The organism is Cryobacterium sp. M25 (assembly GCF_002929635.1).
Taxonomy (GTDB): Bacteria; Actinomycetota; Actinomycetes; order Actinomycetales; family Microbacteriaceae; genus Cryobacterium; species Cryobacterium sandaracinum.
Genome location: NZ_PJJU01000040.1, coordinates 49,112 through 64,452, shown reverse-complemented (window position 1 = coordinate 64,452; position 15,341 = coordinate 49,112). Strand labels below are relative to the sequence as shown.

The 15,341-nt window shown below is 69.2% G+C and carries 14 protein-coding genes; 3 read left to right on the top strand and 11 right to left on the bottom strand.

Going from position 1 to position 15,341, the window contains the following annotated elements; translation table 11 throughout:
• Window positions 1–125: 125 nt before the first annotated feature.
• Window positions 126–2,192: an MMPL family transporter gene (locus tag CXY81_RS04445; RefSeq protein ID WP_104194106.1), complete on the bottom strand. Its 2,067-nt coding sequence runs from the start codon at window positions 2,190–2,192 to the stop codon at window positions 126–128.
• Between the two features lie 61 nt (window positions 2,193–2,253).
• Here CXY81_RS04445 and CXY81_RS04440 point away from each other — a divergent pair, with 61 nt between their 5' ends.
• From CXY81_RS04440 to CXY81_RS04430, 3 genes are all read left to right on the top strand, one after another.
• Window positions 2,254–2,778, top strand: coding sequence for a MarR family winged helix-turn-helix transcriptional regulator (locus tag CXY81_RS04440; protein ID WP_233193979.1), 525 nt, complete (start codon window positions 2,254–2,256; stop codon window positions 2,776–2,778).
• Between the two features lie 92 nt (window positions 2,779–2,870).
• Window positions 2,871–3,371 (top strand): Fur family transcriptional regulator, encoded by a 501-nt coding sequence (locus CXY81_RS04435; protein WP_233193978.1) that lies wholly within the window; start codon window positions 2,871–2,873, stop codon window positions 3,369–3,371.
• Window positions 3,368–4,864: a catalase gene (locus CXY81_RS04430; protein WP_104194104.1), complete on the top strand. Its 1,497-nt coding sequence runs from the start codon at window positions 3,368–3,370 to the stop codon at window positions 4,862–4,864. The genes CXY81_RS04435 and CXY81_RS04430 overlap by 4 nt, the downstream gene beginning before the upstream one ends.
• Window positions 4,865–4,966: 102 nt before the next feature.
• On the opposite strand, the gene CXY81_RS04425 is transcribed toward CXY81_RS04430, so the two are convergent.
• The 10 genes from CXY81_RS04425 to CXY81_RS17285 form a co-directional block, all read right to left on the bottom strand.
• The gene (locus CXY81_RS04425; RefSeq protein WP_104194103.1) at window positions 4,967–5,680 is read right to left on the bottom strand and encodes a hypothetical protein; all 714 of its coding nucleotides are present in this window, start codon (window positions 5,678–5,680) and stop codon (window positions 4,967–4,969) included.
• Window positions 5,681–5,731: 51 nt separating this feature from the next.
• The gene (locus tag CXY81_RS04420) at window positions 5,732–6,151 is read right to left on the bottom strand and encodes a DUF302 domain-containing protein (RefSeq protein WP_104170191.1); all 420 of its coding nucleotides are present in this window, start codon (window positions 6,149–6,151) and stop codon (window positions 5,732–5,734) included.
• Window positions 6,152–6,927: 776 nt separating this feature from the next.
• On the bottom strand, window positions 6,928–7,770 hold the full coding sequence (locus CXY81_RS04415; RefSeq protein WP_104194102.1) for an SDR family NAD(P)-dependent oxidoreductase: 843 nt from the start codon (window positions 7,768–7,770) through the stop codon (window positions 6,928–6,930).
• A 15-nt stretch (window positions 7,771–7,785) separates the two neighbouring features.
• Window positions 7,786–8,169 (bottom strand): Fe-S oxidoreductase, encoded by a 384-nt coding sequence (locus CXY81_RS04410; RefSeq protein ID WP_104194101.1) that lies wholly within the window; start codon window positions 8,167–8,169, stop codon window positions 7,786–7,788.
• Between the two features lie 125 nt (window positions 8,170–8,294).
• Window positions 8,295–9,767 (bottom strand): NAD(P)/FAD-dependent oxidoreductase, encoded by a 1,473-nt coding sequence (locus CXY81_RS04405; RefSeq protein ID WP_104194100.1) that lies wholly within the window; start codon window positions 9,765–9,767, stop codon window positions 8,295–8,297.
• A gap of 67 nt (window positions 9,768–9,834) precedes the next feature.
• The gene (locus tag CXY81_RS04400) at window positions 9,835–10,641 is read right to left on the bottom strand and encodes a crotonase/enoyl-CoA hydratase family protein (protein ID WP_233191189.1); all 807 of its coding nucleotides are present in this window, start codon (window positions 10,639–10,641) and stop codon (window positions 9,835–9,837) included.
• A 44-nt stretch (window positions 10,642–10,685) separates the two neighbouring features.
• Window positions 10,686–11,531: an arginase family protein gene (locus CXY81_RS04395; protein ID WP_104194099.1), complete on the bottom strand. Its 846-nt coding sequence runs from the start codon at window positions 11,529–11,531 to the stop codon at window positions 10,686–10,688.
• A gap of 73 nt (window positions 11,532–11,604) precedes the next feature.
• Complete coding sequence (locus CXY81_RS04390) at window positions 11,605–12,252, bottom strand: NADPH-dependent F420 reductase (RefSeq protein ID WP_104194098.1); 648 nt, start codon at window positions 12,250–12,252, stop codon at window positions 11,605–11,607.
• Window positions 12,253–12,319: 67 nt separating this feature from the next.
• The gene (locus CXY81_RS04385; protein WP_104194097.1) at window positions 12,320–13,051 is read right to left on the bottom strand and encodes a PspA/IM30 family protein; all 732 of its coding nucleotides are present in this window, start codon (window positions 13,049–13,051) and stop codon (window positions 12,320–12,322) included.
• Between the two features lie 142 nt (window positions 13,052–13,193).
• Window positions 13,194–15,284 (bottom strand): TPM domain-containing protein, encoded by a 2,091-nt coding sequence (locus tag CXY81_RS17285; RefSeq protein WP_104194096.1) that lies wholly within the window; start codon window positions 15,282–15,284, stop codon window positions 13,194–13,196.
• Between the last annotated feature and the right edge of the window lie 57 nt (window positions 15,285–15,341).

Here is a 15,341-nt window from a genome sequence, read left to right as displayed (position 1 = left end):
ATGCTCAGCCTCGGCGGCCACAAACCCGCACTCCCCGGCCGGGATTAACCCACGGTTACGACAGGAGAGCCAAAATCTCCGCCGAATTCGTTCGGGGTTCGACACGGATTCTCGACCGCGGTGCGCTAGACCAGCGGGGCCTTCGCGGCCGGACGGGACGGCCACCAGAACCTGTCGCCGGTGAGGAACACCAGCGCCGGCACCACGAGGGTGCGCACCACGAGCGTGTCGAGCAGCACGCCGATGCAGACGATGACGCCGATCTGGGTGAGAGCCACGACCGGCAGCACGCCCAGCACGGCGAAGACCGCCGCGATCAGGATGCCGGCGCTCGTGATGACCGCGCCCGTCGACGACAGGGCGCGCACCATGCCCTCCTTCGTGCCGAACCGGATGCTCTCTTCCCGGGCTCGGGTGGTGAGGAAGATGTTGTAGTCCACTCCGAGGGCCACCAAGAAGAGGAACGCGAACAGCACCACGTTGGTGTTGAAGGCGGGGAAGCCCATCAGGTTCTGGAAGATCCAGTTGGAGGCACCGAGGCTGGCGAAGTACGTCGCCAGCACGCTGAGGATCAGCAGAACGGGTGCCACCAGGGAGCGCAGGAGCAGGGCGAGGATGGAGAACACGATCGCCAGGATCATCGGGATGATCAGGGCCTGGTCGGCCTGGGCGCTCGTCTTGTTGTCGAACGCCGTGGCGTCGCTGCCGCCGACCAGCGCCTCGGACACGTCGCCCGAGGTGTCGGCATAGGTGCCGCGCAGTGTGTCGATGACGGAGAAGGTTTCGTCGCTGCCCGGCTCGCTGGACAGGGAGAGGTTCAGCCGGGTCAGGCCGTTCGCGCTCTCGCCGGGCAGCACGGACTCGACGCCGGGCGTGTCGGTGGCAAGCGTCGTGGCCTCGGCGGCCGCGGCATCCGGTACCAGCACGATGGTCTGGCTGGTCAAGCCGGCCGAGAAGGATTCCTTCACGATGGCCTGCGCCTGCACCGATTCGGGCTTGCCGAGGAGCTGGTCGGCCTGCGACAGCCCCACGGAGGCGCCGATCAGGCCCAGGCTGAGGGCGCCGATCGCGGCGACGGATGCCGCGGTGACCACGATCGGACGGCGCTGCACGCCCCGACCGAGGCGGGTCCAGAAGCCGGGACGCAGCTCGGCACCGGCGCCCGGCACGAAGCGGGGGATGAACGGCCAGAACAGGCCGCGACCGCAGACCACAAGGGCAGCCGGCAGCACGACCAGCGCGAAGATGATGGCGATGACGACACCGATAGCGCAGGCGAAACCGAGCGCGCGGTTGCCGGACAGCTCGGCGAACAGCAGGGTGAGCAGGCTGAGCGCGACCGTGCCGCCACTGGCGGCGATGGCCGGGCCGGCACCGCGCACCGCGGCCAGCATGGCGTCGTTGCGGTTCTCGGTGCGGAGTAACTCCTCGCGATAGCGGGCCACGAGCAACAGGGCGTAATTGGTGCCAGCGCCGAAGACCAGCACGGACTGGATGCCGGCGACGGAGGGGTCGAGGGTGATGCCGAACGGCTCGGCCAGGGCGCCGACGACGACCCCGGACATGCCGTCCGCGATGCCGACGACGACGAGCGGAACGATCCAGAGCACGGGACTGCGGTAGGTGACGATCAGAAGCACGGCGACGACGATCACGGTGACGAGCAGCAGCCGGAAGTCGGCACCGGCGAAGGCGTTGGTGATGTCGGACTGAAAGCCGACGGCGCCGGTGACAAAGGCGTTCAGACCGCTCGGCAGTGCGTCGGACGCGGCGTCACGGATGCCGGTGGCCGCCCCGCCGATGTCGGCGTTGGCCTCGTCCGCGTCCAGCGGAACGATGCTGATCGCGGCCTGCCCGTCATCGCTGAACCGCGGCATGGTGGCCTGCGGCACGATCGACTGCTCGGCGAGGGCGGTGCTGCGTTCGGCGATGGCTGCGATGTCGGCCCGGGTCAGGTCGGCACCCTCCCGGGTCCAGACCACGATCGCGGAGGTCTGCTCGGCGGAGGGGAACTCGGCGAGGAGAGCGTCGACCTGTGCGGCCTGGCTGGATGTGGGCAGCCCGGAGGTGGGGAACTCCTCGGAATCGTCGGAGGGGAGGAGGGAGAAGAGCAGACCGACGGCGACGATCGTCGCGATCAGTACGATCCAGGCCGTGCGTCGACCGGTGATGAACCGCTGAATCGCGAGCAAAATTCCTCCAAGAAGCCTGATTGCTAGGCGTCCTAGCAATCTTCGTAATAGTATGGCTCCTATGGAAGAGCGTCGCAAGTTCGCTCCCGGCTCCGCGGCCGGGGTCGTCGGCGCGCCGGGGGGCGGCGAAAGTCGGGATTCCAGTCTGCCGGTTTCGGACCGGATAGGCTTCCAGCTGCACGACATCGTGCACCTGTCCCGCGCCTTCGAGCGCCAGGTCGGGCAGGCGCTCGAGGTGAACGCCACCGACCTGTCCGCGATGGAGCACCTGATCCGGGAGGGGTCGCTGACCCCGGGCGAGCTGTCCCGCCGCCTGGACATCTCCACGGCGGCAACCACTCTCGTGGTCGACCGGCTCGTGGCCCTCGGTCACGCCCAGCGCCATCCGCACTCGTCGGATCGGCGCAAGGTGGTCGTGGTGCCGGCTCAGGAGTCGGTTTCGCGGGCGTTCCAGCAACTGCTTCCGGTGATCGGGGGAGTGGCGGCGCTCACCCAGGATCTCTCTGATGAGGAACGAGAGGTCATCGAGGCCTTCCTGGCCCGGGTCGTCGACGTTTACCAATCGGCACTTGGCTCGCCGGCCTGAGCCGGTGATCCGCGCGCAGCAGCCCGCGCGCGCCACGCCCGGTGGTCACCAATTGTTTTGAGTAATTCAAAACAACTGTTAGCGTGGGGCGCATGACGGAAATAGGGCGGATGCGGGCGGTTGAGGCGTCCGGCTTGCTCGCCGACAGCATCCGTGCGTCTGGGCTCAAGGTCACCGGGCCCCGCTTGGCGGTGCTGCGTGTTCTCGACCAGGCCCCGCACTCGACCGCGGAGCGGCTCTACGCCACGGTTCGAGCCGAGCTGCCGGGCACCTCACTGCAGGCGGTATACGGTGTGCTCGCGGCCTTCACCGGCGTGGGGATCGCCCGCAAGATCGAGCCGGCCGGCTCCCCGGCTCTCTTCGAACGCCGGGTCGGCGACAACCACCACCACATCGTCTGCACCCGGTGCAGCGCGGTGCACGACGTCGACTGCGCCGTGGGTGAGTCCCCCTGCCTAACGCCCTCGAACACCTCCGGATTTACCGTGCACACCGCCGAGGTCACCTACTGGGGCCTCTGCCCCGACTGCCAGACCGCCACACTTACCGCGCTTTCCACACCTGCACCGCTGTCGAACGAAGGAGCACGATGACAATCAAGTCCACCACCACGCAGACGGGAACGCCCGTCGCCAGCGACGAGCACTCCCTGACCGTTGGAACCGAGGGAGTCACTGCCCTGCACGACGTCTACCTGGTCGAGAAGCTCGCCCAGTTCAACCGCGAGCGCATCCCTGAGCGCATCGTGCACGCCAAGGGCGGCGGAGCGCACGGCGTCTTCGAGGTGACCGGCGACGTCTCCGCGTACACCCGCGCCGCCGTCTTCGCGCCCGGAACGACCACCGAGACGCTGCAGCGCTTCTCCAGCGTTGCCGGTGAGCAGGGCAGCCCCGACACCTGGCGCGACGTGCGCGGCTTCTCGGTGAAGTTCTACACCTCCGAGGGCAACTACGACATCGTCGGCAACAACACACCGGTGTTCTTCATCCGCGACGGCATCAAGTTCCCCGACTTCATCCACTCGCAGAAGCGCCTGCCGGGCTCCGGCCTGCGCGACGCGACCATGCAGTGGGACTTCTGGACCCTCTCCCCGGAGTCCGCGCACCAGGTGACCTACCTGATGGGCGACCGCGGCCTGCCGCGCTCCTGGCGCGAGATGCCCGGCTTCGGCTCGCACACCTACCAGTGGATCAACGCCGCCGGTGAGCGCTTCTGGGTCAAGTACCACTTCACCTCCAACCAGGGCAACATCGAGATGGAGGGCTCGGAGGCTGAGCTCATCGCGGGGGCCGACGCCGACTACTACCGTCGCGACCTCTTCGACGCCATCGATGCCGGAAACTTCCCGTCCTGGGACGTCTCGGTGCAGATCATGCCGTACGACGACGCCAAGGCCTACCGGTTCAACCCGTTCGACATCACCAAGGTGTGGCCGCACGCAGACTACCCGCTGGTCAAGGTCGGCACGCACACCCTGAACCGCAACCCGGAGAACTTCTTCGCTGAGATCGAGCAGGCCGCGTTCTCCCCGGCGAACTTCGTGCCCGGCATCGCGGCGAGCCCTGACAAGATGCTGATGGCGCGCATCTTCTCCTACCCGGACGCCCAGCGATACCGTGTCGGCACGAACTTCAACCAGCTGCCGGTGAACGCCGCGAAGGCTCCCGTGAACAACTACTCGCAGGATGGCGCCGCTCGCTATCACTTCAACGCGACGGATGTCCCGAACTACGCTCCGAACTCGCTGGGCGGCCCGGTGGCCGACCCGCAGGCGGCAACCGACGGAAGCTGGGAGAACGACGGCGAACTCGTGCGCGCCGCCGCGCAGCTGCGCAGCGAGGACAGCGACTTCGGCCAGGCCGGGACGCTGTACCGCGAGGTCTACGACGATGCCGCCAAGGCGCGCTTCCTCGACACCATCACCGGTGCCATCAGCGGGGTGGAACGTCCCGAAGTGACCGAGCGAGCCATCGCGTACTGGACCAGCGTCGACGCAGACCTCGGCGCGAAGCTGCGCGCGAACCTCGCGACCTGGGCCGAGGCCGACCTGCTGGCCGAGGACGCAGCCGGTTACGCCGCCCCGTAGCAGCATCCGCTTGACCGAAAACGCCCGGCCTCTTCGAGGTCGGGCGTTCTCGTGTCCCGCTTCCGTGTCCCGCTTTCTATCCGGTGCGCCGGTGGCCCGGCGTCAGCAGTAGAAGGCGCGCGTCGTGTCGGGCGCGACGATCGCCTTCACGACACCGCCCGGCCGGAGCAGGGCCACTCCGCCGAAGGCGGAGCCGTCCTCACCCCAGGGGGCACCGTCAGCCACCTTGTCGTAGACGAAGGGGCCTGAACCGTCGTTGTATTCATCGTGCGCCTGATCCTCCGGGAGCGCATCGAAGAAGGCCTGGGCATTGTCGCCGACCGCGAATCCACCGCTGCTCCGAAGGGCTATCCCCGCTACGGAGGGGCCGCTGAACCTGACCGTGAACCCGATGGACGACACGGAGAGCATTGCGTCGTCCCAGACATAGTGGGTCGAAGGCGCATCGCAGGCTTCGTCCTGAGTCATCTCGGTCTGGATCGGCGACGTTCCGAAGGCGTTCGTGAGCAATGCGATGGCCGTGTCGGGGCCGTCGTCCAAGACCGCGGTCTGCACGGTCTGCCCGTCGGGGGTCTGGCTGACCAGTCGGGAGCCGCTCATCACGATCGTCGACACGGTGGGCGCCGCGGCTTGCGTCGGCGTAGCCGTTGTCGTGGGAGTGGCCACCGCAGTGGCCTCCTCGGTGGCCGTGGGGGTGGACCCCGGTGCGGGGGTTGAGGAGCAGGCACTCAGCAGCAGTCCCGCCAGCACTGTCAGGGCGACGCCGCCCCGGATCCTGGACCGGGTCCGATCACCTGTTCCGGTGCGTTCGTTCATTGATTCCCCCGCTGGTCAACGTTTTCCCGCCTGATCAGGCCTGGCCCAAGGTTACTGCGCGGCGCCGGCGAGCACGGCGGCGAGGGCTGCGCGCAGCCCGGCATCCGCTTCGATGGAGACCTGCTTGATCTCCGGTTTCGCGCTGAGCTGCGCCATGATGGCCGGGTCGAGGGCTTCCACGGTGGTTTCACCGGCCCCCGCGTGGCGGCGCACGACCACGTTGCAGGGGAGCAGGGCGCCGATGCCTGGGTCGGCGGTCACGGCCCGCTGGGCCAGGGCGGGATTGCAGGCACCGAGAATCAGGTAGTCGCCGACGGCGTCGGCGGCCTCCTGGCCGAGCTTGGCGGCGAAGGTGGACTGTATGTTGATTTCGGTCAGTATGCCGAATCCCTGGTCGGCCAGTGCTTCCCGGGCCATCCGGACCGCTTCGTCGAACGAGACATTGACCGTGACGGTGTGTGCGTAGCTCATGCTGTTCCTCCACTTGGGTGACATTCACCCGGTTCATTCACTCGGTGACATTCACTGGGGACCGCGACGCCCCCCAGACCATCATGCGCGCCACCGGCCCGATCCGCCACCGTGAACGGGTGGATTCTCGTTAGGTCAGGCATTTCATACGTGGGACATGCTTACCTCGACGGATGCGCCCGGCGCCACCCGCCCCCGCGCGAGCTGCCGGCCATTCGCGGTCGAGGTTGCTCACGTGCTCCGGCTGTCGTCCCCATTCACCCGGTCCACTTTCACCGGCCCCGAGCTGCACCGGTTCGGCCACAAGGGAGCTCAGGGTGGGCGCCCGAGCCTAGAGGTGCCGCGGCACGTCCGGCTCGTCGTGTGGCCAACTCAGGAGATCCGTCCGGGCCCTCCGGACATCCGTGCTGATCCTGCACTGCTCCGCACCGGCTGGTAACTGCGGGTGACGGATGTCCTGAGTTGGCCACACGCGCGCGCTGGGCCGCCCTGACCCGCGGAGGCAGGACGCAGGGCGGCAAGGCCCATCGACCGGAGCCGTGGCGAGCCCGGTGCGCAGCCGGAGTTTCTCCCGTTTGGAGTTCCGCACCGCGACCCGAACCCCGAACGAATTCGACGGAGAATTTTGGCCGAATCGGCCCAAAACAGCGCGAGAACCGTTTCGAAGCAAAATCTCCGTCGAATTCGTTCGACACCGGAAGCCTCGCCCAAAAACCCTCGCCCCGGAAGCCTCGTGCAGAAGTCTCGTCCAGGAGGCTCCGGCCAGGAGGATCCGGCTAGGAGGCCAGAGGCGCCGAGTGCGCGGCGACCAGCGCGGAACTCTGCTCCCAGAGGGCGGCGGCCAGCTGGGAGTCGTAGGCCTGCTTGTTCGCCTTCTGGATGCGGCGTTTCTCGTAGTACTCGCCCGATGCCCAGTCGGTGCCCGGCGTCGCGGTGGCCAGCCAGACCAGGGTGTCGGCTCCCTGTTCAGCGCCGAGCAGCAGGCGTTTGAGCGGAGTCTGGTAAATGAGGCGCATGAGGGTCGTCGACCCGGTGGAGAAGCTCGTTGCCACCACGCCGGGGTGGAAGGCTGCAGTGGCGAGTCCCTCGTCGCTGTAGCGGCGGTGGAGTTCCCTGGTGAAGAGGATGTTCGCAAGCTTGCCGTCGCCGTACGCCTTGTTCGCGGAATACTTCGTCTCGCCCTGCAGATCGTCGAGGTCGATCTTGCCGAAGAGCTGGTTGGCGGCGCTGGACGTGTTGATCACCCGGGCCCGACTGGCAACGAGTCGGTCCATCAACAGCGTGGTGAGCAGAAAGGGAGCCAGGTGGTTGACCTGGAAGGTCTTCTCATAGCCGTCAACGGTGGTTACGCGGTCGCCCATGATGCCGCCGGCGTTGTTGGCGAGCACGTCGATGCGCGGATAGTGTTCCTGCAGCTCGGCGGCAAGGGTGCGCACCTCGTCGAGGCAGGCGAAGTCGGCCACGAGGAAGTCGGCACCCAGTGCCTCGGCGACCGCGGCGGTCTTGGCTGGCGAGCGGCCCACGATCACGACTCGGTCGCCGGACTGGCTGAGGGCGCGGGCGGCGGCGGCGCCGATCCCGTCGCTGGCGCCGGTGATCACGATGGTGCGTGCGGTCATTCTGGGTCCTCCGGGTTATTTGACATAGCCGCCCTTTTTGAGGCCGGCCTCGATCTCGAAGCGGTTCTGCAGCGGATTGCGGCCGGCCGCCAGGTAGAGCAGCGGAAAAACCATCCCGAAGCGCTGCCACTGGCGTTTGTGCACGGCCTCGTGTTCGAGGATGGCCATCGACACGTTCTGGTTGGTCAGGTAGCAGCCCCCGACACAGGCTCCGCCGCGTCCGAATGCCCAGGCGGGCATCCCGCGAAAAACGATGAGGCCGCCTCGGCGCTCGACCTTGCCCGTGCTCCAGATGGAACCCCAGATCACGCCGACCGTGGTGGCGTAGAGGTAGCCGGCCCGGCTGATGGGGGAGTCGAAGAAGATGCGGCGCACTCCTCCAGCGTAGGTGGCCCCCACGATGGAAGCCTGGGTTTCCCTTGATCGATTCACGGCGGAGGTGGCGCGGGGCAGGTGGTGGAAGGTGGCGCGGGTTGGAAAGTGCGCCAGCCTCCACCGGGTGCGCCGCGAGGGCGAAAGCGCGGCTACGGGCGACCGTACTCCTCGAGCAGCCGCAGCCAGACCTCGCTCAGGGTGGGGTAGCTCGGCACCGCGTGCCACAGCCTGCGGATCGGCACCTCGCCGACCACGGCGATGGTCGCCGCGTGCAGCAGCTCCGCGACATCCGGCCCCACGAAGGTGACCCCGATCAGAACCTCACGGTCGAGGTCCACGATCGCGCGCGCCGAGCCGGTGTAGCCGTCGGCGTGCACGGATGCCCCGGCCACCTGGCCCAAGTTGTAGTCCAGTACCCGGGTGCGGAACCCGGCCTTCTCGGCAGCAGCCTGGGTCAGTCCCACAGATGCCACTTCGGGGTCGGTGAAGGTGACCTGCGGCACGGCGGCATGGTCGGCTGTGGCGACGTGCGATCCCCACGGGGCGTCGTCGACGGGCCTGCCGGCGGCCCGGGCCGCGATCACGTCACCGGCCGCGCGGGCCTGGTACTTGCCCTGGTGGGTGAGGAGGGCCCGGTGGTTGATGTCGCCGACGGCATACAGCCAGTCCCCGGTCAGGTCCGGCGCGGTGCCCCGCACTAGCAGGGTGTCGTCGACCTCGAGCCAGTCGCCCGGTGTGAGGCCCACGGTCTCGAGCCCGACATCCGCGCTGCGGGGAACCCGGCCGGTGGCCACGAGTACCTCGGTCGCGGTGACCCCGCTGCCGTTGGAGAGGGTGAGGGTCACGTCGCCGTCGGCGGTGCGGGCCGCCCCGGTGGTCGACACCCCGGTCAGCACGGTGACGCCCGCCCCCCGGAGGGCCGCGAGCACGAGTTCACCGGCGAAGGGCTCCTGACCGCCGAGCAAATCGCTCCGAACGATCATCGTGACCTCGGCGCCGAGCCCGGCGTAGGCGGTGGCCATCTCGGCGGCGACCACGCCGCCGCCGATGATCGCCAGACTGTCCGGGATTCCGGGGGCGCTGGTGGCCTCGCGGCTGGTCCACGGCGACACGGCTGCCAAACCGGGAATATCGGGCAGCAGCGCCGCCGACCCGGTGCTGACGACCACGGCGTGCGCCGCGACCAGCACGGTCGTGGTGCCGTCGTCAGCGGTCACGGTCACCTCCCGCACGCCGGTGAGGCGGGCGTGGCCGCGCACCAGGGTGATCCCGGTCTTCTCCAGCCAGCGCACCTGGCCCTCGTCGGACCAATTGCTCGTGAAGGAGTCGCGGCGGCGCAGAACGGCCGCGATGTCCAGGTCGCCGGTCACGGCCTCGGCCGCACCGCCGACGCGCCGGGCTGCGGCGAGGGCCGCTCCGCTGCGCAGGAGCGCCTTCGACGGCATGCAGGCCCAGTAGGAGCACTCGCCGCCGACCAGCTCGGCCTCGACGATCACGGTGCGGAGGCCTGCCTGCGTCGTGCGGTCGGCGGCGTTCTCACCCGCCGAGCCGGCGCCGATCACGATGACGTCGTAGCTCTTGGCGGAAGGGTCAGGTGGGGTGGTGCTGGCGGCGGCAGACATCCGTCTCTCCTTAGGTCAGTGGTGCAGATGAGTGGTGCTGTAGTTCCGATGAGGTGGTGCTGCCAGCCTAACGACCCACGAAAGTAGCCGGCCGACGGCTGACGAATGCCTCCATGCCGATGCGGGAATCTTCGGTCGCGGCCAGGCGGGCCAGGGCCGGCTGTAGCCCCGCCTCGGCGGCCGCGGCACCCTCCCGCGCGGCCGTGCGGGCGTTGGCCAGCGTGGCCTGCACGGCCAGCGGGGCCTGGGCGGCGATCCGCTCGGCCAATTCCAGCGCGCGCTCGAACTGGGTGCCGTCCGGCACGACTTCCTGCACGAGCCCGATGCGGTGGGCTTCGCGGGCGTCGAACATGTCGCCGGTGAGCATCCAGCGCATGGCGTTGCCCCAGCCGGCCGCGCGCGGGAAGCGGATGGTCGCGCCGCCGAACGGCAGGATGCCGCGCGCCACCTCGATCTGGCCGAAGCGGGTGGACTCTGACGCCACGGAGATGTCGCTCGCGAGCATCAGCTCGATGCCGAGGGTGAGGCAGGTGCCCTGCACGGCCATCACCACGGGCTTGGACACGCTTGGCCCGTCGACCTGCCACGGATGGATGCCGCCGGGCGGCACCATGTCGAGGCCGTCGGGGCCAAGCCGGGGGCCGATGTCGGCCAGGTCGAGGCCGGCGGTGAAGTGGTCGCCGACCGCGTAGACGAGGCCGACCCGCAGCTCAGGGTCGCGGTCGAGTTCACCGTAGGCGAGGGCCAACTGCGTCAGCAGCGCCAGATCGGCGGCGTTGCGCTTCTCCGGGCGGTTGAACCCGATGAGCAGCACGTGCCCGCGCCTCTCGGTGATGATCCTCGACGGATCGGAAACGGAGTGCTGCTCGTTCACGGATGCCTCCCTTGGCCTCGTGACGCTGGCGCGTCGGTAACATGCTATGGCTGAGCAGGGCGGGTCAGCGCGCCGATGATGCGCAGGATGCTCGGCAGGTCGTCGGTGGCGGCCCCCGGCGAGGCCGGGGCGAAGCCGGCGATGGTGGCGCCGGCCAGTTCGAATTCGGCGCGCAGGGCGGTGATCAGCCGGTTCAGGGTGTCGACGCTCAGCCCGAACGGGTAGAGGTCGGCCAGGCCGGCCAGCGCCGACGGGTCGAGCACGTCCAGGTCGAGGTGTAGGTAGAAGGTGCCCACGCCCGTGGCGCGCAGGGCCGCGACGAGCGCGTCGGGAGGGTCGAGGTCCTCGACCGGGAGACTCACTATTCCGCGGTCCTGGATCAGAGCGTCCTCGGCCGGGTCGATGGCGCGCGCGCCGCCGATCACGACGCGTTCCAGAGGAACGCGCTCACCCGGGTCGAGGGTCAGGCCGTCGGCACCCTCGCCGGTGATGGCGCGCAGCACCATCCCCGTGAAACCTCCGGACGGTGAGGTGTCGGGGGTGTGCAGGTCGGGGTGGGCGTCGAGCCAGACCACGGCCAGGTCATCAGGATGCTGCCGCGACGCATGCTCGACGGCCGCCAGGGACACCCCGTTGTCGCCGCCGATCGTGACCACCGGGCCAGCGCCGCCGCGCAGTGCAGCCGTGAGGCGTTCGCGCACCATCATCAGGGTGGAGAAGCGGTCGATGCCGGTGTCGAGAGAATCGCCGGCCTCGACCGGCACCTCCACTTCACGGGTGACGGAGGAGGGAAGATCACCTCGGATCGCCTCCGCCCCGTCACTCAGGCGCATCGCGCGCGGAGAAACCGAACCCTGCCACTGTGGCACGACAACGAAGGAGGGAGCCATACTTCAGTATGCTCCCAGAGCTTCCCCGCGCGCGGGATTTTCGTGCTGGATCGGGCCGATCTACGCGCAGCGCCTATTGATCGCGGTAGCGCGCAGCGGCGTCCGTCGCGTCCCGCAACTCGGCCGCGTTCAAGCGCGGGCCGTAGCCGGGGGTGTCCCGCTGGATGCGCCAGCCCTCGCTGAGCGCGCCGACGTTGACGGTGTCGTAGCCGAAGCGGTCCAGCAGTGCGGTCACGGTAGCGGCGGCGGAGGCGTCGTCGCTGGCGATGACCAGGGCGCGCCGGTTGACGGACCCGGCCGGCTGACCGTGCTCGGTGAGATCGGCGGCATAGATGTGGTTGAACGCCTTTACGATCGTGGACTCCGGCAGGCGATCGCGGAGCAGCTCGGCCGTGGTGGTGCTCTCGTCGTCGAGTGCGGCGATGTCGCCGTCGCGCTGCGGGTAGTAGTTGTTCGTATCGATCACGAGCTTGCCGGCCAGCTCCGTCGTGGGCAGGGTGTGGATCTGGTTCAGCGGGATGGTCACGACCACGAGGTCGCCGGCCGCGGCGGCCTCGGCGGGGGTCGCGGCGCGGGAGTGCGGGCCGAGCTCGTCGATCAGGTCAGTGAGGGTTTCGGGGCCGCGCGAATTGCTCACGACCACGTCGTATCCGTTGGCCACGCCGAGTCGTGCGAGCTGACTGCCGATGTTGCCGGCGCCGATGATTCCAAGAGTTGTCATGCTAGGTACAACGCCGGGCGCCGACGGGATGTTCCCGTCGGCGCTCGGTTGCGCTGGAGGCTGAAGGCTACTGCGTGATGGAGCCGGCGCCGCCGGATTTGAGCGCGGCGAGGCGGGCGTCGACCTCGGTGAGCTCGCCGAGGTCCTCGAGGCTCTCGAACTGGGCGTCCAGGCTCGACGCGGCCAGCTCGCTGGCGCCCCGAACGCGGGCCTCCTCGCGGCGGATCTTGTCCTCGAAGCGGCTGACCTCGCTGGTGGGGTCCATCAGGTCGATGCTCTTGACGGCATCCATCACCTTGGTCTGCGCCTCGGCGGTCTTCGACCGGGCGATCAGTTCGCTGCGCTTGGCGGAGAGCTGGTTCAGCTTCTCCTTCATCTTGTTGAGGCCGTCCTTGAGCTGGGCCACGACGGCCGTCTGCGAGGCAATCTGAGGCTCGGCCAGCTTCGCCTCTTTCTCCGACTGCATCTGACGGCCGAGGGCGACCTTGGCGAGGTTGTCGAAACGGTCGGCGTCGGCCGCGTTTCCGGCGGTGCGCAGCTGGTCGGCCTTGCGGCTCGCGGCCAGGGCCTTGCCACCCCACTCGGTCGCGGCCTCGACGTCTTCCCGGTAGTCGTCCTCGAGCAGGCGCAGATTGCCGATCGTCTCGGCGATCGCGCTCTCCGCGTCGGCGATGCTGTTGGTGTAGTCGCGAACCATCTGGTCGAGCATCTTCTGCGGGTCCTCGGCGGAGTCCAGAAGCGCGTTGATGTTCGCTTTCGCCAACTGGGAGATACGGCCAAATATGGACTGTTTCGTCATTGTGCGGTGTCCTTTCGAGTTCCGGAGCATCGGCTGACCTCCAGTGTGTCGGTTTGTGCTGGTCAAGACGTGTGGGCCGCCGTGCGGGCTGCGACGGCTGCGACGGCTGAAACGGCTGAAACGGCTGCGACGGCGCCGGTTTCTAGAACCGCCCGCCCCCGCCCCGGCGTGAGCGGGAACCGGCACCGCCGAAGCCGCCGGGCATGCCGAAGCCGCCGGGCATGCCGAAGCGGCCGCCGCGGCCGCCGCCGCCGCCACCGAACATGCCACCCCCGCCACCCCCGCCGCCGGAGAGGATTGTGTTGATCAGGATGCCGCCGAGCACGGCCCCCATGACCCCGTTCCCGCCGCTGCCGCCGGCTCGGTAGCCGGGACCGTGGCCGCCCGGAACCTGGCCGGCGAACCCGTCGACGTCGTTCCGGGCGCCGACGATGGCGGCCGCGGCCAGGGAGTTGGCCCGTTGCGAGGCGGCGAGAGCGGCACCCGGGTCGGTGGCGGCCAGCGATTCGGCCTCCACGAGAACCCTGCCAGCCTCGGCGACCCGGGTGCGCGCCTCCGCGCCCACCGCCCCGCGCCGGGCGCTGATGAAGTCTTCCGCGGCCGACACCTGCCCGCGCGCGGCGAGCAGGTTCTGGTTGAGGGCGGCCCTGGCACGCTGGACCTGCGCCTCGGCGTCCCGCACGCCCTGCAGCGCGGCATCCATCGCGGTGTTGGCGGCGTCGAGCATCGCCATCACCTCGAGCGGGTTGATCCGGCCGGCCGCGGAGCGAGCGCGCACCTCGGCGAGGGTCTGTTCGGTCTGGCTGATCACTCCCGGCAGCGCGGCGGCGGCCTCGGTCGACGTGGGCAGGCCGCGCGCGGTCACCAGATCGGTCTGCAGCTCGGCGACCGTGGCCGCCATCTGCCGGATCGCGCCGGCGAGGTCGGTGCCCAGGCGGTCCACGGCGTCCAGGAGCAACCGCGCCTGGTCGACCGATACCTCGGCCGCACGGATGTCCACGGCCGCGGCCGCCGTATCGCCGGCACCCAGCCGGGTGGTGGCCCGGGCCAGAGCGGTCTCCGTGAAGGCGAGACGCTCGCGGGCCTCGGCCGGGTTGTCGGCAACCGTGCCGAGCGCCACGTCGGTGTACCGGGCGGCCAGGGCCGCCAGGCTCTCCTCGCTGCCGGCGAGCCGGGCCCGCACGGCCTCGGCGCCCTGGGACACGGCAGCGGAGACCTCCGGCGCGTTCTTCTCCAGCTGGCGCAGTTCGTCGAAGTCGTCGGCCTGCGCATCGAGGGTGAGGTTGGCCTGGCTGCAGAGGTCGATGATCGCGGCGTACCAGGCGCGCGCCTGCTCTTCGGAGTCCGGCTCGGCGTCGTCGAGCTTCTGCTGCAGGGTGAACGCCTGGCTGAGCTGCTTCTGCGCCGTTTCGAGCGCGGCCCGGAAGGCGGTGGTGACCTCCGTGCCGTACTGGGCGATCGCGAAGCCGAGCTCCTGCTCACTGGAACGGATCGCGTCGTCGGTCTGCACGAGGGTGCTCGAGGCTCGCCGCTTGAGCTCGGGCGTCGGCAGGGCCTGCAGCCCGGTCGGCGCTCCGGCTCCGGCTGGCAGGGTACGCCCCCGCCCGCGTCGGGCGAGCAGGATGACCGCTCCGGCGACCAGAAGCACCAGCACGGCGATGACCACGAACACGACGATGAGGAACCCGCCGGCACCGCCGCCGGGGCTTTCGTCCCCGGGGGTGATCTCGCCGGCCGAGACCGGCTCGCCCCGCAGAGCCGCGGAGAAACCCTCGGCTGCGGCGATCGCGGCGCCGGCCCAGTCGTTTTGGCGCAGAGCCGGCTCGATGGCGACGGTCTCGATCTCCTGGAGCTGGGCATCCGTCAGGGCGGAGTCGGGGGCCACGGAAAGTTGGTACTGGCGGTCATCCGTCGCTATGGCCAGCAGCACGTCGTTGGTGCCGAAGCCGTTGTTGTCAGCCGTCTGGTCGGCCCACTGCTCGCGGTCCTCGACCCCGGTGAAACTGTCGACATAGGCCACGAAGAGGTCGGCCCCGGTCTCGGAATAGAGCTCGTCGAACGCGGCCGTGACCTCGTCGGCGCGGGCGGTGACGGCGTCGACCGTGTCGACGATGTGGCTGGCGCCGAAGTCGACCGGGTTTTGCGCCCAAGCCGCCGTGGGCGCCGACGCGCTGGACATCGCAAAGCTCAGAACCGCCGCAACCGCGACCGGAATCAACCACCGTGACCGCATGGACCCCATCCTCACACCACCATCGACACTCGGGCGTTCCCAGATTGAGCATAGGAC

What these genes read in the sequence shown, in the direction of transcription:
- CXY81_RS04430 (WP_104194104.1), top strand. Translation starts at nt 3,368, where the DNA reads ATGACAATCAAGTCCACCACCACGCAGACGGGAACGCCCGTCGCCAGC.
- CXY81_RS04405 (WP_104194100.1), bottom strand. Translation starts at nt 9,767, where the DNA reads ATGTCTGCCGCCGCCAGCACCACCCCACCTGACCCTTCCGCCAAGAGC.
- CXY81_RS04435 (WP_233193978.1), top strand. Translation starts at nt 2,871, where the DNA reads ATGACGGAAATAGGGCGGATGCGGGCGGTTGAGGCGTCCGGCTTGCTC.
- CXY81_RS04415 (WP_104194102.1), bottom strand. Translation starts at nt 7,770, where the DNA reads ATGACCGCACGCACCATCGTGATCACCGGCGCCAGCGACGGGATCGGC.
- CXY81_RS04420 (WP_104170191.1), bottom strand. Translation starts at nt 6,151, where the DNA reads ATGAGCTACGCACACACCGTCACGGTCAATGTCTCGTTCGACGAAGCG.
- CXY81_RS04425 (WP_104194103.1), bottom strand. Translation starts at nt 5,680, where the DNA reads ATGAACGAACGCACCGGAACAGGTGATCGGACCCGGTCCAGGATCCGG.
- CXY81_RS17285 (WP_104194096.1), bottom strand. Translation starts at nt 15,284, where the DNA reads ATGCGGTCACGGTGGTTGATTCCGGTCGCGGTTGCGGCGGTTCTGAGC.
- CXY81_RS04390 (WP_104194098.1), bottom strand. Translation starts at nt 12,252, where the DNA reads ATGACAACTCTTGGAATCATCGGCGCCGGCAACATCGGCAGTCAGCTC.
- CXY81_RS04395 (WP_104194099.1), bottom strand. Translation starts at nt 11,531, where the DNA reads ATGGCTCCCTCCTTCGTTGTCGTGCCACAGTGGCAGGGTTCGGTTTCT.
- CXY81_RS04385 (WP_104194097.1), bottom strand. Translation starts at nt 13,051, where the DNA reads ATGACGAAACAGTCCATATTTGGCCGTATCTCCCAGTTGGCGAAAGCG.
- CXY81_RS04440 (WP_233193979.1), top strand. Translation starts at nt 2,254, where the DNA reads ATGGAAGAGCGTCGCAAGTTCGCTCCCGGCTCCGCGGCCGGGGTCGTC.